16 protein-coding genes are annotated in these 20,492 nt (G+C 74.4%); 4 read left to right on the top strand and 12 right to left on the bottom strand.

Annotated features, from left to right (window positions below):
• Positions 1-55 precede the first annotated feature (55 nt).
• From V9U70_RS27995 to V9U70_RS28015, 5 genes are all read right to left on the bottom strand, one after another.
• The gene (locus V9U70_RS27995) at positions 56-1,276 is read right to left on the bottom strand and encodes a C40 family peptidase (RefSeq protein ID WP_336679736.1); all 1,221 of its coding nucleotides are present in this window, start codon (positions 1,274-1,276) and stop codon (positions 56-58) included.
• A gap of 161 nt (positions 1,277-1,437) precedes the next feature.
• The gene (locus V9U70_RS28000) at positions 1,438-4,068 is read right to left on the bottom strand and encodes an outer membrane protein assembly factor BamB family protein (protein WP_336679738.1); all 2,631 of its coding nucleotides are present in this window, start codon (positions 4,066-4,068) and stop codon (positions 1,438-1,440) included.
• Between the two features lie 78 nt (positions 4,069-4,146).
• Entirely contained in the window at positions 4,147-4,422 is a 276-nt protein-coding gene (locus tag V9U70_RS28005; protein WP_336679739.1) for a hypothetical protein, read from the bottom strand.
• 4 nt (positions 4,423-4,426) lie between these two features.
• Complete coding sequence (locus V9U70_RS28010) at positions 4,427-5,203, bottom strand: TetR/AcrR family transcriptional regulator (protein WP_336679741.1); 777 nt, start codon at positions 5,201-5,203, stop codon at positions 4,427-4,429.
• Between the two features lie 59 nt (positions 5,204-5,262).
• Positions 5,263-6,198, bottom strand: coding sequence for an AurF N-oxygenase family protein (locus V9U70_RS28015; protein ID WP_336679742.1), 936 nt, complete (start codon positions 6,196-6,198; stop codon positions 5,263-5,265).
• Between the two features lie 218 nt (positions 6,199-6,416).
• Between V9U70_RS28015 and V9U70_RS28020 the strand changes: the two genes are divergently transcribed.
• Positions 6,417-7,535: a ferritin-like domain-containing protein gene (locus tag V9U70_RS28020; protein WP_336679744.1), complete on the top strand. Its 1,119-nt coding sequence runs from the start codon at positions 6,417-6,419 to the stop codon at positions 7,533-7,535.
• Here the strand turns inward: V9U70_RS28020 and V9U70_RS28025 are convergent.
• The 7 genes from V9U70_RS28025 to ligD form a co-directional block, all read right to left on the bottom strand.
• Positions 7,448-8,572 carry an amidase family protein gene (locus tag V9U70_RS28025; protein WP_336679746.1) on the bottom strand — a complete coding sequence of 375 codons (1,125 nt, stop codon included), beginning with the start codon at positions 8,570-8,572 and terminating at the stop codon, positions 7,448-7,450. The two genes, V9U70_RS28020 and V9U70_RS28025, sit on opposite strands and share 88 nt — an antisense overlap.
• Positions 8,573-8,651: 79 nt before the next feature.
• On the bottom strand, positions 8,652-10,109 hold the full coding sequence (locus tag V9U70_RS28030; RefSeq protein ID WP_336679748.1) for a peptidoglycan D,D-transpeptidase FtsI family protein: 1,458 nt from the start codon (positions 10,107-10,109) through the stop codon (positions 8,652-8,654).
• Positions 10,106-11,488: an FtsW/RodA/SpoVE family cell cycle protein gene (locus V9U70_RS28035; protein WP_336679750.1), complete on the bottom strand. Its 1,383-nt coding sequence runs from the start codon at positions 11,486-11,488 to the stop codon at positions 10,106-10,108. The genes V9U70_RS28030 and V9U70_RS28035 overlap by 4 nt, the downstream gene beginning before the upstream one ends.
• Before the next feature lie 158 nt (positions 11,489-11,646).
• Positions 11,647-12,123 carry an SH3 domain-containing protein gene (locus tag V9U70_RS28040; protein WP_336679751.1) on the bottom strand — a complete coding sequence of 159 codons (477 nt, stop codon included), beginning with the start codon at positions 12,121-12,123 and terminating at the stop codon, positions 11,647-11,649.
• Positions 12,124-12,660: 537 nt separating this feature from the next.
• Positions 12,661-12,969 carry a zinc ribbon domain-containing protein gene (locus tag V9U70_RS28045; protein WP_336679752.1) on the bottom strand — a complete coding sequence of 103 codons (309 nt, stop codon included), beginning with the start codon at positions 12,967-12,969 and terminating at the stop codon, positions 12,661-12,663.
• Complete coding sequence (locus tag V9U70_RS28050) at positions 12,966-15,218, bottom strand: HEAT repeat domain-containing protein (protein ID WP_336679754.1); 2,253 nt, start codon at positions 15,216-15,218, stop codon at positions 12,966-12,968. The genes V9U70_RS28045 and V9U70_RS28050 overlap by 4 nt, the downstream gene beginning before the upstream one ends.
• Positions 15,219-15,447: 229 nt before the next feature.
• Entirely contained in the window at positions 15,448-16,338 is an 891-nt protein-coding gene (gene ligD / locus V9U70_RS28055; RefSeq protein WP_336679756.1) for a non-homologous end-joining DNA ligase, read from the bottom strand.
• A gap of 59 nt (positions 16,339-16,397) precedes the next feature.
• On the opposite strand from ligD, the gene ku reads away from it, so the two are divergent.
• The 3 genes from ku to V9U70_RS28070 all read left to right on the top strand — a co-directional run bounded on the left by ku (position 16,398) and on the right by V9U70_RS28070 (position 20,376).
• The gene (ku, locus tag V9U70_RS28060; RefSeq protein ID WP_336679758.1) at positions 16,398-17,618 is read left to right on the top strand and encodes a non-homologous end joining protein Ku; all 1,221 of its coding nucleotides are present in this window, start codon (positions 16,398-16,400) and stop codon (positions 17,616-17,618) included.
• 78 nt (positions 17,619-17,696) lie between these two features.
• Positions 17,697-19,541, top strand: a complete 1,845-nt coding sequence (locus tag V9U70_RS28065) for a serine/threonine-protein kinase (RefSeq protein ID WP_336679760.1) — start codon at positions 17,697-17,699, stop codon at positions 19,539-19,541.
• 244 nt (positions 19,542-19,785) lie between these two features.
• The gene (locus tag V9U70_RS28070) at positions 19,786-20,376 is read left to right on the top strand and encodes a type 1 periplasmic-binding domain-containing protein (RefSeq protein WP_336679761.1); all 591 of its coding nucleotides are present in this window, start codon (positions 19,786-19,788) and stop codon (positions 20,374-20,376) included.
• Positions 20,377-20,492 lie beyond the last annotated feature (116 nt).

The raw sequence follows: 20,492 nt of genomic DNA on the forward strand, positions 1-20,492 counted from the left end.
TGCGGGCGTGCCGGTGACCGGCGGTTCCTACGATGTGCGATCGGGCGGCCAGAAGCTAGGAGGCGCCGGGAGCGGCGTCGAAGCCGTAGCCGGTGTCGGACCCGGCTCTCGCGCCCGCCGGCAGCTCCGGGGGCGTGTACCTCTTCAGCGGTACGCCCTCGGGATCGGGGCGCACGGCCCCCAGCAGCGGGTTCGACGCCACGGGTGACACCTTTACCTTCGTCCCGGGGCGGGGCGCCTGCACGACCAGGCCGTCGCCGATGTACAGCGCCACGTGGGTAGCCTTGGGGAAGTAGATCACCAGGTCGCCGGGGCGCAGCGAGGAGACCGGCACCTTCGGGAGCCGGCGCCACTGCTCCTGCGAGGTGCGCGGGATCGCCCGCCCCGCCGCCGCCCAGGCCTGTGACGTCAGCCCGGAGCAGTCGAAGGACCCCGGGCCCTCGGCCCCCCAGACGTAGGGTTTGCCGATCTGCCGGATCGCGTAGGCGACGGCGTCGCCGCCCTGCCGCGTCGGCGGCCGGGTCGAGCTGAGCGCCCCGGAGGCGAGCAGTTCGCGCTGGGCCTCGTCCACGCCCCGCTGCTCCAGAGCCGCCAGCTCGGCCAGTTGCTCCTCGGAGAGCGTGCTCAGCAGGCCCTCGACCTCCCTCAGCTTGCCGCGCACGGTGTCGCGCTGCTTCTTCTGTCGGGCGGCCAGCTTCTTCTGCCGTTCCAGCGCCTCACGGGACGCGACGGCCAGCGCGTCGGCGCGCCGGGCGGCGTCCGTCAGCCGGTCCACCGTCGCCGCCCGTCCCGCGGCCGCGCGTTCGATGACATGGGCCTGGTCCAGGGCGCGCAGGGGGTCGCGGGCGAGCATCAGCCGGACGTACGCGGAGAACTCGGTGCGCCCCTGGTACTGGTCCCGGGCCAGCCGGCCGGCGTCCCCGCGGCTGCGCTCCAGCGCGGCCCGCGCCTTCACCAGGTCGGCGCCGACCTTCTTCGTCCGCGCGGTCTGCTCCTTCAGTTTCTCCGCGGTGGCGTTGTAGGTCTCGCTCGCCTCTTCGGCTTCCTGGTAGAGCCGCTGCAACTCGCGCAGCAGGGCGGCGACGCTCCTGGGCGCCTCGGGCGCGCCGAAAGCGGTGTCGGCGTCGACCTCCGCCGCGTCCGGCCGGTCGCCGGGCGAAGGGGAGTCCCCGGACGGTACGGGGACCGGATCGGCCGGCACGGCGACGGCGGGGGAGATTGTGAGCGTCGCCGCGAGGGCGGTGGCGCAGACCGCGCGCAGGAGTACGCCTGACACGACATCACCTCCATGACGGAGACGGAGCCCGGCAACAGGCTCGTCCATAAGTGGGCGAATCTGATTAATCCGGCCACTTGGTGTCAGGTGATGCAAGCACCGTGAGGCGTGCCGCCCGAGTGCCCCCCGGACGGCGGTGCGCGCAGGGAGGCCCCGGAGGCTCAGTCCACCGGGAAGGCGTAGAAGGACCTGCCCCGCCGGACGACGAGGGTCCCGCCGACGGCGAGCGTCCGGTACGGCGTGGCCGCGGTGCCGCCCTGCGGGTCGGCCGAGCCGATGTCCTGGAACTTCCACAGCCGCCGCCCGTCGGCCGCCGCGAACGCGGTGACCTGGAAGGCGTCGGCGGCGACGAGGGTCTTCCCGCTGCCGCTCAGCGTGATGGAGGGGGCGTTGCCGATGCCGGGCACGTCCGTGGAGCGCCGCCACACGAGACGGCCGCTCTCCCGCTCCACCGCGCCGACCTGCCGGGTGCGTTCGGTGGTGTGGATCAGCGACCCGGCGATGACCGGGGTGCCGAAGACCGAACCCTTGTGGCCCGCGACCCGCCAGAGGGGCTTCGCCGTGTCCGTCTCGAAGGCCTGGAGATCCGTGCCGACCGCCGCGAACAGCGACCCGTCCTCGTCGCCCGCGATCCCCGCGACGGGGGAGGCCGTGCCGTACTGCTCGGTCCAGAGCAGCTTGCCGGTCCTGCGGTCGAACGAACGGACGGAGCCCTTGCCCTTCGCCGCCTTGACCTCGGCCGCGGTCAGGGTGCCCGACTCCTGCCGTACGAGGATGTCGGCGGCACGCTCCCCGATCACCCGGTAGGCGGGCGTGCCGGGGGAGCGGCCCGCGGGCACGGAGGTGCGCCACAGCTCCGTGCGCCGCAGGATGTCGTACGCGAAGAAGTAGGCCTGGACGGTCTTCTCGTCCGCGGCCGGCTTCTCCCCCTTCTCCGGCTTCGGCGCCTTCACGGTGACCGTGTGCGAGCCGGTGAACCAGATGACGGGCCCGGACTGCCCGGCCAGCCGCCCGACCTTCAGGCCGGGCAGGCCGGAGAACCCGTCCGTGCAGCGCAGCCGGTGCACGACCGTGCCGTCCTTCGGCGACAGCCACAGGAACTCCGTGGGGCTCGCCACGAAGCACAGGTCGTCGCCCGCCTCCAACGCGGCCTGGCCTTTCGCGGCGTCGGCGCGCTGCCACCGCCGCTTGCCGGTCCGTAGGTCCACGGCGTCGGCCCGGCTCCCGCTGGTCACCACGAGCAGCTCGTCCCGCCACAGCGCGGTGGTGATCGGGGCCGAATCGGAGGCCGGGTGGGTGTAGCTCCAGAGCGGCTCGGGGGCCTGCCCGGGGAGAGTGCGCCGGGGCTTCGCCGCGGGCTCGGCGTCGGTGGCCACCGCGGGGTCCCCGGAGCCGAGGGCGGCGACCGCGCCGCCGCCCACGACGAGGCCGCCGACCGCGGCGGCGGCGATGGTCAGCAGCGTCCGGCGGCTCGCGGCGGGGTCGGGCGCGGAGGCGGGCGGCAGCGGCAGCGCCACCATCGGGCCCCCGCCGGGGCCGCCCGGACCCGCGAGCCCGGGCAGCGCCCCGGCCGGGTACGGCGCGGGAGCGCCGTGGGCCCGGTCCGGCCGCGGCGGGGCGGTTGGCGCGGGGCCGGTCGCGGCCGGCGGTGCGGGAGACGCGGGCGGCGTGGCCGCGAGGGGGATGCGGGGGTCGCTCGGGCGCGCGGTCGGTTCGTGCGGAGCGCCGAGCCGGGCCGTCGGGTGGTCGGTCCCGGAGGCGCGCGGCCCGGCGCCGAGGAGGCGCGTGGCCCCCCGGTCCTCCCGGACGCCGCCGCCGGCCGTGTCGGACCCGGTCTCCCCGCCGTCCGGGGCCGTCCCGGCGGCCTCCACCGGCGGCTCCAGCGCCCGGACCCGCGCCTCCTGGTCCGCGACCGCCGCCCTGAGCCGCTCGGGGAGCCAGCCGCCCCGGGCGAGGACCGCCGCGCCCTCGGCGGCCAGTGCGGTGGCGACCTCGGCTGCGTCGGGCCGCTCGGCCGGGTCCTTCGCCAGGCAGCCCGCGATCAGCGCGCGCAAGGCGTCCGGCACGGCGTCGAGATCGGGTTCGTCCTGGGCGATCCGGCGGGCGGCTTCCTCGGCGGGGCCCTCGGTGAACGGAGTCGTCCCGGTCGCCGCATAGGCCAGCAGCAGCCCGAGGACGAACAGGTCGGAGGCGGCGGAGACCTCCCTGCCCTCGATCTGCTCGGGCGTCAGATAGGCCAGCCGCACCGAGAGCCGGCCGCCCGGCCCCGCCTCCGCGGAGGCCGCCGCGCCCAGCGGGCCGAACGCGGTGAGCCGGGGGCCGTCCTCGGCGAGCAGCACCGTGCCCGGGGCGAGGCCCTGGAGCACGGCCGGGCCCGCGTGGACCCGGGAGAGCACCTCGGCGATGCCCGCGCCCAGGACCCGCAGGGACCTCTCGGGCAGCGGACCGGCGAGCCGGACGGCGTCGGCCAGCGCGAGCGCCGGGACGTAACCCGCGGCGGTCCACAGGGGGGCCGGCTCACCCGCCGGAGTGGCGGTCCCGCCCTCGACGGCGTCCAGGAGAGGGGCCACCCAGTCGCCCGCGAGGCGTTCGGCGGTGCGCGCCTCCGCCTGGAAGCGGTGCCGGAAGGCCGGTACGGCGGCGAGCGCGGGGTGCGCGGCGGTGACCACGGCGACCTCGCCGGAGGCGGTGTCCCGGGCTGCGTACCGCACGACGCCGGCCCCCTCGTGGAGGCGGGCCAGCACGGTGAAGCGGCCGAAGCGGCGTGGATCGTCCTGATGCGGCGCCTCCATGGCGCACCCCCCCTTGTGACCGTCCCTCGGCTTGACCGTCGATCTTAGGGCCTCGGCCGTCCCGTCCCGCCCGGCCGCTCAGCGGCCGCGCGCGGCCTTCGACCAGGGCCACGTGGGCGAGCGGCGCTCGCGCCCCCCGGGGGCGAACTCGTAGATCCAGCCACGCTGCAGGCCGAGCCGCTTGGTGTAGCCGGCCGGCACGCGCCGGTAGGCGTACACGGTGGCGGGGCCGCCGTCGGGGGAGGGCACCGGCACCTCGTACCACTTCGGTGGATGGCCGGTCGGGCCCACCAGGACCGGCAGGACCCGGCCGTCCAGGGGGCCGCCCCTGAAGGGGGTGTTCTCGCTCTTCATCCGCTCAGTGTGACCCAGGGGCCGGGGGCAGCAGGTGCGCCGCATCGGCGACGACCGGGATCACCCGCTCCGCGAGCCGGCCCGCGGGCCCCTCCGCGGCCTCCAGCGCCAGCAGGTCCCGCACCACCGTCGCCGTCTCCGGGTCGGTGGCGGCGGTCGCCGTGAGGAGGGCGATGAGGTGGTCGACCAGCCAGCCGCGCAGTTCGGCCGCGGAGGGCTGCTTCCGCTCGTCCAGCCAGATCAGCGACGCCGCTTCGACGGAGGCGATCCAACTGCGCACCATCATCCGCAGCCGGGGCCCGGGGGGCGGGGCGCCGTCGCCCCCGACCCGCCCGAGGTGGTGCAGGATCTCCTCCGCGGCCGCCCGCCGCACGCCGTCCACGATCGTCGTCGTCCGGGAGGTCTCCGCGACGCTGCCGCCGCGCAGCAGGGCGCTGAACCCGGCGTCGTGCTCATCCACGAAGCGCAGATAGCGGTCCAGGACCCGGGCGACCCGTTCGGTGGGCGGGCCCACCTGCGGCTCCGTGAAGCACAGCTTCAGCTCGTCGGCCGCCGAGCCGAGCGCGGCCTCGTACAACTGCTGCCGTCCGCCCGGGAAGTAGCGGTAGACCAGCGGCCGGGACACTCCGGCCGCCGCCGCCACCTCGTCCAGCGAGACCTCGTCGGGGGCCCGGTGGGCGAAGAGCCCGAGTGCGGCGAGGAGGAGCTGGGCGCGCCGCTTCTCGACACTGAGCCTGCGGTACGTCGCACGGGGCGGCGGGGCTGCGGCGGTGGAGGTCATGGTCCCGAGCCTAAGGGCTGTCCGCGGCCCCGCGGGGGCGGGCGACGTCCCGCACGGCCTCAGGCCAGCAGGCCGGAGCGGCGCCACAGTCTGCGGCCGACGCCGTTCAGCAGGCCGATGTCGTCGAAGAAGTCGGTCAGCCGCCTCGCGCCGGACTGCATGACCTCGGCGCGGTGGCCGCTCGCCCGCACCTGGGCGACGGCCTCCCGGCGGTCCAGGCCGACGTTCTCGTACACCTGCGGGCTGACGAAGCAGGTGGAGAAGACACGGGCCGCCTCTCCGCAGCTCACGCGGGTCAGCTCCCGCTCCCAGCGCGGGGCGGTCACCATCTGGCGGCGCAACTCCTCCCGGGCGTACCGCACGTGCCGGGCCTCCTCGATGACGTGGATGCGGGTGACCCCGCGCACCAGGGGCTGGACCCGGTCGTCGGGGAAGGTCAGGCGCTGCATCCAGTCGAGGATCTCCTCGCCGAGCAGGGTCGCGGCGAACGAACCGGGCGTGGTGGAGACGGACTTCAGAATCCGCGCCAGGTTGTGGTAGACGCGGGGCACCGGATACGTCGGGGCGCCGCTCCAGTCGATCATGCGGCCGAACATCAGGGAGTGCCGGCACTCGTCGGCTATCTCGGTGAGCGCGTAGCGGACGTGGTTGCTGGTCAGCGGCTTGTCGTAGACGTGGCGGACCAGCAGCTGCATCAGGATGATCTCGAACCAGATGCCCAGCGACGCCAGTGCGGCCGCCTCGTGCCGGGACAGGTCCAGGCGCTGCTCCTGGGACATGCGGTGCCACAGGGGCGTGTCGTAGAGCGAGAGCAGCTCGGGCGGCCAGAACCACCGGCCCTCCTCGACCGCCGCTTCCCAGTCGAGTTCGGTGTCGGGGTCGAAGGAGTGCTTGGCCGAGGCTTCGAGCAGCCGTACGGCGATCTGCTCGCGGTCGCGGAGCGGCCCGAGTGCGTCACGGAGCACGGTCACATCGCGATCGGTCACGGTGGTCATGGCGGGAGCACCTCACACAGGGGGACCGGAGAACAGGGGTTACCGGCGGTTGCCTCTTATGAGACTGCCTGTCAGCAAGACCGTCAATCCCTTGCGCACGACTTGTTGACCCGCTGTCTACCAACGTGTGAACCTGCCGGTGGGGGCGATGGGTCCATCGCCCAACTGCACCCGGTGTCACGGAACTTATCGAGCCAGTCGAGGCGAAGGAGACGTCCGTGTCCACACACGACCTCTACACCACCCCACCGCCCGAACCGCTCTGGGAGGTCCCCGCGACCGGAGCGGCCCGGTTCAGCTGGGACTACGACGACGGCCGCGCCCGTCTGCTCGCCCTCTACCGGAAGGGCAAGGACAAGCAGTGGGACGGCGACAAGCGCATCGACTGGTCGCTGGAGGTCGACCCCACCGACCCGCTCGGCACGCCCGACGAGGCCCTGCCGCTGCACGGCACCGCGCACTGGGCGAAGATGACGGAGAAGGACCGGGGCGAGCTGCGCAAGCACTACACGTCCTGGCAGTTCAGCCAGTTCCTCCACGGCGAGCAGGGGGCGATGGTCTGCGCGGCGAGGATCGTGGAGTCCGTCCCCGACCTGGACGCCAAGTTCTACTCCGCGACCCAGACCATGGACGAGGCCCGGCACGCGGAGATCTACGGGCGCTTCCTGCACGAGAAGATCGGCATGCTCTACCCGGTCAACGGCAGTCTCCAGGGGCTGCTCGGCGACACCCTGCGCGACTCCCGCTGGGACATGCCCTACCTCGGGATGCAGGTGCTGATAGAGGGGCTCGCGCTGGCCGCCTTCGGGATGATCCGCGACACCACGACCAAGCCGCTGCCCAAGCAGGTCCTCGCCTACATCATGCAGGACGAGGCCCGGCACGTGGCCTTCGGCCGGATGGCGCTGCGCGACTACTACCAGCAGCTCAGCGACGGTGAACGGCGCGAGCGCGAGGAGTTCGTCATCGAGGGCTGCTATCTGATGCGCGACCGGCTCAGCGGCGTCGAGGTCCTGGAGAACTTCGGCATCCCCCCGCAGGAGGCGGCGGAGCTCACCGAGCACTCGGAGTACCTCCAGCTCTTCCGCAGACTGCTGTTCAGCCGGATCGTCCCGTGCGTCAAGGACATCGGCCTGTGGGGCGAGAGGCTCCAGCGGGCCTACGTCGACCTGGGCGTCCTCGAACTCGGCGACTCCAACCTCGACCTGCTCATGTCCCAGGACGAGGAGGTGGCCGAGGAGCTGGACCGTCAGCGCTTCGCCGCGGAGGAGCAGGCCCGGGTGGCGGAGGTGGCCGACGCGATCGAGGCGGGCCGGACGGGGAGCGAGGCCGCGTGACGCGCGTGATCCGCCTGCCTCCTGCCGCCAGGCGTGGCTGATCCGCCTCCACCGGCCGGGCAGCCGTCCCCGGTGAATCCGGCGGGCAGGCTCGCCGCCGGGTGCCCGCTCACGTTGAACGGCCAGGTCAGTGCCGTGGAGTAGAGGGCGCCCGGGCCCTCATGCCCGTGCGGCGGGTTGGGCGTGGCCGGGGTCAGCAGCAGGGCCGCCCCGGCGAAGAGCGCGTCGAGCCGCTCGTCGTTCGTCCGCCGGACCCGGACCGCCTCCGGGTCCTTGGGCGCCCCTGAGCGTATCGCCGTCCACGCCCGCACCGGGTCGAGCAGCGCACACCCCGCGTCCACCAGGCGTATGGTCCCGGCCGCGACGAGCCGGGCCACCGCCGCCCGGACGACGTCCGCGACCTGGGGGTCCACCTCCGCGTAGCCCAGGTCCTCGCTGTACACGGCGGGCAGCGGCAGCGTGGGGGGCGCGGGCGGCGCCCAGACGTCGAGCACATGGCGCAGATACCGCTGCGCGCCCGCCGCCGACCCGGCGAGCACCCCGGCCGCCGCCAGCCCGGACCGGTCGGGCGAGGGGAGCAGCCCGTTCGTCGTCTTCAGCCCGAACACCCCGCACCAGGCGGCCGGGACGCGGACCGAGCCGGCCCCGTCGCTCCCCGTCGCCAGCTCCACCATCCCGGCGGCCACCGCGACCGCCGAGCCCGCCGAAGAGCCGCCCGGCGTCCGGTCCGCCCGCCACGGGTTGACCGTGCGCCCGTGCGCGCCCAGGCCCCAGGTCTGCCAGTACGTGCCGGGGCCGGGCACCGAGGTGGCGCCGACCGGGACGCCGCCCGCCGCGATCAGCCGCCGGGCCGCGAAGGACCGGATGCCCGAGGGGCCCTTCACCGCGAACGGCAGGGCGCGCAGGGGGAGTCGGCGGGCCTCGGGCTCCCGGGCGAGCGCCTCCTCCGGCCACACCTCGATGAACGCGTGCAACGCCGGGTCCAGCCGCTCGATCCGCTCCAGGGCCCGCGCGACGGCGGACGGCGTCCAGGTCATGACCCCAGTCTGCCCGCCCGGCTGCCGCGACCGCCCCCAAGCCGCCTTCGCACCGCGTGCCCTCGCCCCTGCGGCCGGGTCAGCCGTCGAGGGCCGCCTCCATCACGGCCCGCGCGATCGGGGCCGCGCTGCCGCCGCCGCTGATGTCGGCCCGGTCGGCGGAGGCGTCCTCCACGACGACGGCGAGCGCGACGGCCGGGCGGCCGGTGTCCGGGGCCTGCGCCCAGGAGATGAACCAGGCGTAGGGCGTACCGGAGTTGTCGACGCCGTGCTGCGCGGTCCCGGTCTTGCCGCCGACCCGCACCCCGTCGATCGCGGCGTTCGATCCGGTGCCGTTCTCCACCACGTCGACCATCATCCGCTGGAGCCGCAGGGCCGTCGACGGGCTCATCGCCCGCTCGTACGGTCCGGCGTCTCCCTGCCGGACGGTGTCCCCGTCGTGCGTGGTCACCCGGTCCACCAGATGGGGGCGGCGCAGATCGCCGTCGTTGGCCACCGCGGAGGCGACCATCGCCATCTGGAGCGGGGTCGCGGTCGTGTCGAACTGCCCGATCGAGGACAGCGCCAGCTGGTCATCGCTCATCCGGGTGTCGAAGTTGCTCTTCGCCACTCCGGACGGGATGCGCAGAGCGGTGTCGTTGAAGCCGAACCTCTCGGCCGCCTCCACCATGCCCCCAAGCCCGACCTCCACCCCCAGACGGGCCATCACCGTGTTGCAGGAGACCCGGATCGCCTGGGCCAGCGACGCCTCTGCGCAGCCGCTCGCCTCGTCGGGCAGCGTGGTCGTGGTGCCCGGCAGGACATACGGCGACGGGGTGTCGGTCGGCGCGTCGGCGTCGGTCACCACCCGGGCGTCCAGGGCCGCAGCCGCCGTCACGATCTTGAAGGTGGAGCCCGGCGGGTAGGTCTGCCGGATGGCCCGGTTGAGCATCGGCAGGCTCGTGGACGCGTTCAGCCGGCCCCAGGCCTCGGCTGCCGCGGGCCCGGTCCCCGACAGCCGTCCTGGGTCGTACGACGGGGTCGAGACGAGCGCCAGGATGCGGCCGGTCGACGGCTCCAGGGCGGCGACCGCGCCCCGCCGTCCGCGCAGCCCGTCGTACGCGGCGCGCTGCACCGACGCCTTGACGGTGGTGACGACATCGCCCCCGGGCTGCCGGCTTCGGGTCAGCTCGTTCCAGAGGGGGAGCGGGGCCAGCAGCGGGCTGGCGCCGGACAGGACGGAGTCCTCCGCGTGCTCGAGGAGTGTGGTGCCGTACGTCTGCGAGGCGTATCCGGTCACCGGGGCGTAGAGCGGGCCGTGCCGGTAGGTGCGCTCGAAGTCGAGCTGTTCACCGGTCTCCCGGCTGCCGGTCACCGCCTGGTCCCCGACCAGGATGTCACCGCGCGGCTGCGCGTAACGGGCGATGGCGTCCCGGCGGTTGGCCGGGTTGTCGTCCAGTTCGCGGGCCTCGAAGAGCTGGACGCGGGCGGCGTTGAGGAGCAGGGCCACGAGCAGCAGCAGGCAGAAGGCGGCTGCCCGCCGGATGCAGCGGGTCATCGGTCCTCCTCCGCGGCGGCCGTCGCGACGGCCCCGCTCTCCACCTCGTCCGGACGCGGTCTGCGTGAGACGTCGCTGACCCGGATCAACAACGCCACGATGATCCAGTTGGTGACGACCGAAGAACCGCCCTGCGCGAGGAAGGGCATCGCCATCCCGGTCAGCGGGATCAGCCCCATCACCCCGCCGGCGATCACGAACACCTGGAGCGCCAGGATCGAGGCCAGGCCGATGGCGAGCAGCCGCCCGAACGGGTCGCGCAGCACGAGCCCGGCCCGGAAGCCGCGCGCCACGAGCAGCGCGTACAGCAGGAAGACGGCGGTCAGCCCGCACAGCCCCAGCTCCTCGCCCGCCGTCGCCAGGATGAAGTCGGACTTGGCGGCGAAGCCGATCAGGACGGAGTGGCCCGCGCCGAGCCCGGTCCCGAGCATGCCGCCCGCCGCGAAGGCGAACAGCGACTGGGCGAGCTGGCCCGGGCCCCGCCCCGCGTCGATCGACGCGAACGGGTCCAGCCAGTCCTGCACCCGGCTGTGGACGTGCGGTTCGAAGGAGCCGACGACGAAGGCCCCCACCCCGGCCAGGAGCAGTCCGACCGCGATCCAGCCGGTCCGGCCGGTCGCCACGTACAGCATGATGACGAAGAGCCCGAAGAAGAGCAGCGAGGTCCCCAGATCGCGCTCCAGCACCAGCACGCCGACGCTCAGCAGCCAGATGGCCACGATCGGCCCCAGCACCCGGCCGGCGGGCAGCCGCAGCCTCCCTACGGTGCGGCCGGTGTACGTGAGCGCGGTGCGGTTGGCGGCCAGGTAGGCGGCGAAGAACACCGCGAGCAGGATCTTCGCGAACTCGCCGGGCTGGAAGGAGAGCCCGCCGACCCGAATCCAGATCTTCGCCCCGTTCACCGCCGGGAAGAAGATCGGCACGATGAGCAGGAGGAGCGCCGTGGTCACCGAGAGGTACGCGTACCGCTGGAGCACCCGGTGGTCCCGCAGCAGCACGACCACAGCGGTGAACAGCGCGACGCCGAGCGTGGACCAGACGAGCTGGGTGGGCGCGGCCTGGTCGCGCGGCGTCTCCAGGTCGAGCCGGTAGATGAGCACCAGGCCCAGCCCGTTGAGCAGGACGGCGATCGGCAGCAGCAGCGGATCGGCGTACGGGGCGCGGAAGCGCACCGCGACATGGGCGAGCAGGGCGAGCGCCCCGAGCCCGGCGCCGTACCCGGCGACGTCGGGGGGAACGGCCCCGTTGCGGGTGAGGCCCACCGCCGCGTAGCCGTAGACGGAGATGAGGACGGCCCCGACGAGGAGGACGAGCTCCATCCCGCGCCGCTGGGGCAGGCGTAGCTCGGGCGGGGGAGCGTCCGCCGTCGGTGCGGTCATGCCCCGCAACGTAGCAAGAGGCGCGCCTTATTTCCCTTATGTCATAGCTTTCCGTCGGCATCCGGCCGCCACCGCTCTTCCACGCACCGCGCCCGCCCGCGGAGCTCCCGGCACGGGGCCGGGCTCCACGGGCGGACGGACACGCCGATGGGGGGCGATCAGCACCACTGCGGCGCGGCGCCGATGTTCTCGATGTAGCGGGCCGAACCCCATGCCCACGTGCCGTCGCTCAGCAGGTACCAGCGGTTGTTGCCGTCGACGTTGTCACCCGTCGTCTTGCAGAAGATGCTGACGATCGAGCCGTACTCGACCGAGCCGACGATCCGGCTGCTCCGGGTCGGCTTGTCACGCAGCAGCAGGTACGGCCGGGCGATGACCCTCCCCTTGTACGTCTGCCTGGCCGCCTGGGGGCGGGCCTGGGACTGCGTCTCCTGGCGGGCCTCGTGCTCCTGCTGGAGGGCCGAGGCGGACAACTCGTCGGACATCGGGTCCGGGGCGACGGCCTCGGCGCGCTGTCCGGCGGGCTGGGGGTCCGCGGCCAGGGCGGGGGCGGCGGCCGTGAGCGCCGCGAGGGCGCCGGTGGCGACGCACAGGCCGAGACGGCGGAGCCGCGAGGGGCGGGACAGGGGGGACATGCTGCCTCCATGCGAAGGGGGAGAGGTGTGGGGGACGCGAGCTGGGCTCGCCCTGGCCACGCTAGGTTCGCCACGGTCGGTCCGCAACGCGTCACAGGGGGTGAGGGCCCCTCGGGGTGAGCCGTCCGGGCGATCCTGTGCACCGGGCTCCGGCCCCGGGACCGCGCCCCGTCGGCCTCCCGCCGGGCCCGTCCTCGGGCCGGGCCGCCCGTGCCGGCGCGCCGCCCGTCCGGCGGACCGCCCCACTGCGGCCGTACGCCGATGCCCCGGCCGGCCCGCGGCGGTCGGGCCCCCGCCCGCGCCGGGGCGGCGTCCCGGGGACCGGGGCGGTGCCGGGAGCCCGCGCCCGGCTCGTTCCGCCGACGGAGGGAGAACGCGCACGGCGGTGCCGGTCTGCTCCGTACGGGCGTCGAGCCGGGAGGGCTCCGGCAGGCCCTCGGCCGGCGACCGCACCGGCCGGGCCCCACCCCCTCGTCGCCGGGCCGTGCGCCGCGTCCACCCCTGCCCCGGGTGCGGCTCCGAGCCCGCCCGGTGGGGTCAGCGCTGGTACGGGTTCCCGCTCCGGCCGGACTGCGGGGAACCGGGCTGCTGCGGGGCGCCGTCCGGCCCCGCGGCGTGCTGCGCGAGCAGCCGGTCGGCCTGCTCCTGGGATATCTGCTGCTCCCCGCCGCAGAACGTGCACTGCGTGGCGTACTTCGTCGAGAACGGGAACAGCGGGACGAAGAACAACGTGAACTTCGTGACCCGCTTGCGCAGGGTGTGCGCCGCCGGATTGCCGCACCAGCCGCACACCAGCGTCAGGATGGCCAGCTGGTGGAGATAGCCCTTGGTGCCGAAAATGATCATGTCGTGGTCCCTTTCCCCGTCCCTCGAAGCGCCCGTCGGCACAACGCCAGGAGCTTCTCGTCCTCATGGATGTCATGACTCCCGTACCCGCCGTCCATCGCGTTGTGACGGCGCACGGAGGCGAGTTCGGTGTGCAGGACGTGGGCCGTCGCAGACCCGTCCGGGGCCGGCCCCAGCCGCGCCAGGCATTCTGCCACCCGGACGCGTACATGGCGGCTGCGTTCCCAGGCGGCGAGCAGCACCTCCAGGGACTCCTGCGGCCGACCGGACACCTCCGTGAGGGCGATCGCCGCGTCCACCCGCAGCCACAGCTCGTCGTGGGCCAGCAACCCCCGCAGCCGGGGCGCGACCACCGCCGCCCGCGGCCCGAGTGCGCCGAGCGCCACCGCCGCCGCCCGCCGGTCGTGCACCTGGTCCGAATGGAGACCCTCGATCAGCACCGGCAGCACCGCGTCGGTGTCCCCGGAGATCGCCCACAGCGCCTCGGCGGCCTCCGTGGCCGAGGCCGTCCCCGGGTGGCGGATCATCGCCCTCAGCTCGGGGACGGCCGCCCGCGCCGCGGGGCCGAACGACCCCAGAGCCCGCAGGGCCGCCGTGCGCAGCCACTCGCCCCGGTACGCCGGCGCCCCGCGCAGCACCCGCAGCACCTCGGGGGCCGCCTCGCCCGCGCGCAGCTCCGTCAGCCCGGCCAGCAGCGGGCTCGCCCGGTCGTAGGCCCCCTCGTCCAGCGCCACCCCCGCCAGCCTGCGCCGCATCGCCCCGGCGAGCGGCCGGGCCGCCTCCCCGAGCCGGCCGACCGCGGACCCGACGTCGTGCGGCACGCGCGGCAGCTCCAGCGCCGCCGCGAGCGCGGGCAGCGCACGGGGGTCGCCGAGGCGGGCCAGCGCCTTCACGGTGGGGCCGAGCCCGGGGGGGCCGCCGGCCCAGGTCTTCACCCAGTCGCCGGGGTCGGCGGTCAGCCGGGCGGCCAGCGCGTCCGCGGCGGGGGCGGCGAGGCAGAACAACTCCTCCAGCACATGGGACGCGGCCTCCGCCAGCCGCGGCTCCGGGTCCGACAGCTGGTCGCCGACGAGCGCCACCAGCTCCTCGTACGCGCCGCGCCAGGCCCGTATCAGCCCGCCGCTCATCCGCACGGCGTCGATGCGCTGCCAGCGGTCGGGGCTGCGCAACTGGTCGGCGAGGAGCGCAGTGCGGTCGCCCACCCGGTCGTCCAGGCCGACGTGCAGGGTGCGCAGCAGGTCGGCGGCCCAGGGAGTGTTGCGCCCCGCGCTCTCCTGGGCGGAAAGCGCCCGCAGCTGGCCCACGAGGGTCGGTGACGCGGCCTGCTCGCCCCGGCAGGCCTCCGCCGCGGCCGCCGGCTCGCCCTCCGGGTCCGCGTCCGGGGTCTGACCCGCGCCGGGGGCGGGGGCCTGCCCCGGGGCGGGCTCCTGCTCCGGCGCCGTTTCCCGCTCGTGCGCGCACAGCTGCCCGGCGACCGCCCCCCTCGCCCTGTCGCCGTCCCGGGCGGCGCCCGGCGAGGGGGCCGAACGCATCTCGTGCAGCAGCCCCGCCACCACCGGAACCACGTCGTCCGGCAGGACCTCGGGTGAGCAGCGCGCCAGCTGGGCCAGCGCCGCCAGCCGCAGGCCCGGCGCGTGGGCCCGGGACGCCAGCCCGTTCAGCCACTCCGCCACCTGGCCGGCCAGCGGCCGGTGCCGCAGCGCCACCCGCCCGGCCGCCTCGACGAGGGCGAGCCGCACCTCCTCGTCGCACTCCACCGGCAGCCGCTCCCGCAGCAGCGCCAGGACCCGCACGGGGTGCCGGTGCAGCGTGGCCAGCGCCAGCGGAGCCGCGAGCCGCACCCCGCGGTCCTCGTCGGCGATCAGCTCGCAGAACACCCCCGCGCCCGCGGTGACCGCTGCCGCCGCCATCGCGTAGTTCGCGGCGCCCTCGACCTCGTCGTCGTCGATCTCGGCCTCGTCGTCCTCGTCCAGGTCGAAGCCGCCGATGCTGGTGAGCAGCTCGACGACGCTGCCGCGGTCCTGCACCCCCGGATCGGCGGCCAGCTCGAACAGGAACGGGATGCAGGCGAGCGTGCAGGCGTACACATCGCCCTGGTGGTGCACGGCGCCGTACATGCCGTCCAGCGCCGCCTCCCGCTCCGTCGGGTCGTCGGAGGCGAGATTCCTCAGGAGGTCCGGTACGTCGTCGGCAGGCCCGTAGGCATGCTCCATCGAGGCCCAGTCGACCTCATCGATCCCCGAGAACACGCCATCCCCTCCCCACGATCACGACAGCGCCCGGACCGGCGCGCCCTCGGGCGTGCCGGTCCACCACACCCCTTCGGCGCGCCCCGTAGAAAGCGCCTGCGCAGAGTGTGCACCACCACTCCGACAATCCACCCTCCACTTGTGGCCTTTCCTCGGGCCGTGACCAGGTCATGACCCGCTCAGGACGAACCCGCCGCGCGCCCCGGCCGGCTCCGCGGCCGCATGCGGGTCATCCGGGGAGCGGGCGCGCCCGGCCGGGATCGGTCAGCGGCGCGAGCAGCTCGCCGTACCGGTCCAGCCGGCCGGCCATGTCGCGGGCGTGGAACACCAGGGCCCCGGCCTCCCGGCAGCCCTCGATCTCGTCCCAGGTGACCGGGGCGGAGACCGTGGGCCCGGACCGGGCCCGCAGGGTGTAGGGCGTCGCCGTCGTCTTCGCCGCGGCGTTCTGGCTGAAGTCGACGAAGACCTTCCCCGGCCGCAGGGCGCGCCTCATCCGGTGCAGGGCCAGCCCCGGCAGTGCCTGCTCCGCCTCGACGGCGAGCCGCTTCGCGTAGGCGGACACCTCGCCGGAGGGGGCCGGCTCCAGCGGGACCAGCAGGTGCAGGCCCTTGGACCCGGACGTCTTGCCGTAGGCGGGCAGTCCGTCGGCCGCGAGCCGCCTCCGCAGCCAGAGCGCCACCGTGCAGCACTCCACGACGGTCGCGGGGGCGCCGGGGTCCAGGTCGAACACCAACCGGTCGGCGACGGCCGGGGCCTCGGCCCGCCACTGCGGCGTGTGGAACTCCACCACCAGGTTGGCCGCCCACATCAGCGAGGCCAGATCCTGGACGACCACCTGCCGCGCGCCCGGGTCCTCGCTCCGCGGGACGGCGGTGGTGGCCACCCAGGCGGGCGTACCGGGCGGCGGGTTCTTGGTGAAGAAGAGCTGCCCCCCGGGGCCGTCCGGATAGCGCAGGAAGGACACCGGACGGTCGCGCAGATGGGGCAGGACCGCGTCCGCGACGGTGGCCGCGTAGTAGTGCAGCACCTCGCCCTTGGTCGTTCCGGTGGCCGGATACAGCACCTTGTCGAGATTGCTGAGCGACACCCGTCGCCCCTCCACCTCGGTGATCGGCGTCATACGATAAGAATCACACGAAAACCTAACCAAAGGCCCTCAACGGTCAAAAGGGGTGAAGGGTGAGGTCGATATGGAACGGCGCGATCTCCTTCGGGCTGGTCAGCATCCCGATCAAGGTGGTCAACGCCACGGAGAACCACGCGATCCACTTCCGCCAGATCCACCTCGCCGACGGGGGCCGGGTCCGGTACCGCAAGGTCTGCGAACTGGACGAGGAGGAGGTGCCCGGAGCGGAGATCGGCAAGGCCTTCGAGGACGCCGACGGCACCATGATCCCGATCACCGACGAGGACCTCGCCCAGCTCCCGCTGCCCACGGCGAAGACGATCGAGATCGTCGCCTTCGTGCCCAGGGACCGGATCGACCCGCTCCAGATGGACACGGCGTACTACCTCTCCGCCAACGGCGTCCCGGCCGCCAAGCCGTACACGCTGCTGCGCGAGGCGCTCAAGCGCAGCGACAAGGTCGCCGTCGCCAAATTCGCCCTGCGCGGCCGGGAACGGCTCGGCATGCTCCGGGTGGTCGACGACGTGATCGCGATGCACGGCCTGCTGTGGCCCGACGAGATCCGTGCTCCGGAGGGTGTCGCCCCGGAGGGCGACGTCACCGTCCGCGATGCCGAACTCGACTTGGCGGACGCCCTGATGGACACCCTCGGCGAGGTCGACATGGACAGTCTCCACGACGACTACCGGGAGGCCGTGGAGGAGCTCATCGCCGCGAAGGCCTCCGGGGAGCCGGTCGAGCCCGCGGCCTCCGGGGAGAGCGGTGGCGGCAAGGTCCTCGATCTGATCGCGGCCCTGGAGAACAGCGTCCGCGCCGCCAAGGAGTCCCGGGGCGAGGACGAGGGCGCGGCGGAGGGCGACGGTGACATGGCCGACGTCCATCCCCTCAAGAAGGCGTCCCGGAAGGCCCCTTCGGGAAAGGCCGCGTCCCGGGGGGCCGGGTCCGGGAAGGGCGCCTCCGAGAAGGCGCCTCCCGGCGAAACCTCCTCGACAGAAGCCTCCGGACCGTCCTCGGGGAAGAGGGCGAAGAAGGCGGCTCCCCGCACCCCGACCGGCAAGACGGTCACCCGCTCCGCGGACTCCCCGTCCGCCAAGAAGTCCGCCCCCAAGTCCGCCGGGGGGAAGAAGTCCACGTCCACGGCCGAGAAGACGGGCGGGAGCGGGACGGCCGCGAAGAAGACGGCCGCGAAGAAGACGGCCGCGAAGAAGACGGCGTCGTCGAGCGCCGGCACGGAGAAGAAGGCGTCCTCCGCCCGCAAGCGCGCCTCGGCCTGACGGCGACGCCCTGCCCGCGCCCGCGGCCCGCCGGAGCCCCGCGCCCCGGTGTCGGAGGCCACCCGTACGCTACCGCCCATGAGCGCACAGGCCCCTTCCGGACGGGTGATCGACGGCCGCTTCACGCTGGTGGAGCGACTCGGCAGCGGCGGCATGGGCACGGTCTGGCGGGCCCATGACATGGCCCTGCACCGCGACGTGGCGCTCAAGGAGGTGCGGCCGCCGGACCCGGTGCTCGCCGAGTACGACCCCGAAGGGGCCCGCACGCTCCGGGCCCGGGTGCTGCGCGAGGCCCGTGCGCTGGCCCGGATCGACCATCCGTGCGTGGTCACCGTCCACCACATCGTCGATCCGGGGGAGGAGGGTTACCCGTGGATCGTGATGGAACTGGTGGCCGGCTCCTCGCTGCACGACCGGCTCGCCGCCGGGCCGATGGACCCGGCGGAGGCCGCGGAAATGGGACGCGGCGTCCTCTCCGCCCTCCGCGCCGCCCACGCCTGCGGCATTCACCACCGCGACGTCAAGCCCGCCAACGTGCTCCTGCGCGCCGACGGACGCCCCGTGCTCACCGACTTCGGCATCGCCGCGATCCGGGAGTCCACCAGCCTCACCGCCACCGGCGCCCTCATCGGTTCGCCCGACTACATAGCCCCCGAGCGCATCCGGGGCACCGAGGGCGACCCGTCCTCCGACCTCTGGTCGCTCGGCATGATGCTGTACGTCGCGGTGGAGGGCGGCCACCCGCTGCGCCGGGCCACCACGCTCGCCACCCTGGCCGCGGTCCTCGACGAGGAGATCCCGCCTCCCGTCCGGGCCGGCGCGCTCGCCCCGGTCCTGAGCGCCCTCCTGACCCGCGACATACCGGCCCGCCCGGACGCCAGGGTCCTGGACCGCATGCTGGCCGAGGCCGCGCGGACCGGCGGCGGCCCGGCGCCGACGCCCACCGAGCGGGTAAGGGAACGCCCCGCGCCGCCCGGCGCCGTGCCGGCCCCCGCCGCGCCCGTGCACTCCGCGCCCACCCAGCCGGCCTCCGCGCCCCCGGGGACGCCGCCCCCTCGGGCGGCAGACGGAGCCGCCGCGTCCGCCCGGCCCGCGGCGCCGGGGGGCCGCGCCCCCACCGGCTACGGGTTCCCGCCCCCGTCCGGGTCGGCGTCCCACCTCCCCGTCCCGGCCTCCCGGCAGCCCGGCGCCCCCGCGCCCCTCGGTGAGCGGCGCGGCCCCGGCGTCCGCCGCCGGCCCCGGGCCCTGGCCGTCGCCTCGTCCGCCGTGGCGGTCGCGGTGCTGGCCGGGATCATCGTCTGGGCGTTCGACACGCTGCCCTTCGGCCGTTCCGGCAGCGACGACCGGCCCCGCGACTCGGCGAGCGCCCCCGTCGACGGGGAGAAGGCGACGCCTCCTGCCCTCCTTGACCCGACGCCCGAGCAGGCCGCCGACGAGGACGGCGGGTCATCGGAGGATGCCGGGGCAGCCGAGCGTCTGCTGAGCCCCGACGGGGCCCGAGCCGTGATCACGGCGCTGAAACCGCTCATGGGCGGCACGGAGGTCACCGACTTCACCCTCTTCGACGAGCACGCCTCCGCCGAGGCGCCGCTGAAGTTCAACTCCCGTCTCTACGACCGGTTCAGCTACCGGGACCGGCAGGCGCGGAACGACGGGACAGGCGGCACGCTGATGGCCGGGGACACCACGGTCGACCTGGACTCCGTCGCCTGGGACGCGCTGCCGGCCCTGCTGCGCACGGCGCAGGAGACGCTCAACATCCCGGAGCCGGAGAGCCGCTACGTGATCGTGGACCCCGCGTCGCCCTTCCACGGCGACCGCCCGGTCCTGCGCGTCTACGTCTCCGACACGCACGGCGGCGCCTACCTCACCGCGGACCTGGACGGCCGGGTCATCGACAGGAGCCCGCGCCCCCAGGGCTGACGGCACTTTCGGGCGGGCCCGGGGGAGGCCGGCGGCGGCAGCCGATACCGTACGCGTCCTCACCGCCGTCGGAGCCGTGGTGCACTGTCTGTTCGCCTGGCCCGCACGGGCCGTCCCGTTCGAGAGAGACACCAGAGTGAAGACCTCACGTACCCCCGGCGCCTCGCGCACGTCGAAACCGCCGCGTACCCGACGCACATGGAGAAACGGTTCGGCTAAGAAGGGGCCCGGCACGGCCCGCAGGGTGTCCCTGATCGTGCGCCCCGCGCTCACCGCCGTGTGGAGCGCGGTGCGCTCACGCCGGGGCCGCTGGGCGACGGGCGGCGCGCTGGTGGCGCTGGCCGCCGTCGCCGTCACCGCGATCCTGCTGCTGGGCGAGGAGTCCGGTCCGCCGGACCCGCGTGCTCGCCAGTACCGGGACGTCGACTCCTGCCTGCTGACCGGGGAGCAGGGCGTCGCCGTCGGCACGCCCGGAGCCCAGGTGTGGGCGGGGATGCGGAAGGCGTCACTGGAGACCCGCACCCGCGTGAACTACCTCCCCGTCATGGGTGAGCAGTCGGCAAAGAACGCCCTGCCGCACCTGAATTCGCTGCTCCAGCGCCAGTGCGACGTCGTTCTGGCGGTGGGCGACAGCCAGGTGGAGGCAGTGCGCGCGGAGGCGGGCGGCCACCGGGCGCTTCGCTTCGTCGTGGTGGCGGGGTCCGAGGCCGCGGACGGCGACGGGAAGGCGGGGCAGGACGTTCCGGGGAACGTGACGGTCGTCGCGGAAGCCGGCGAGGGGCTGGAAGACCGTATTGCCCGGATCATTCAGGAAACCGTCCCTGCTCAGGGGTAGCCGGAATGCGACATTCCATCAGAAAGTGACCGAGATCACCTTACTGACGCCAAAAAAGATGACTCGGCCGTTCGAACCTCGTGCACTCTTATAAAAATCTTGTAAGCAGAGCATAA

The organism is Streptomyces pratensis (genome assembly GCF_037137275.1).
Taxonomy (GTDB): Bacteria; Actinomycetota; Actinomycetes; order Streptomycetales; family Streptomycetaceae; genus Streptomyces; species Streptomyces pratensis_B.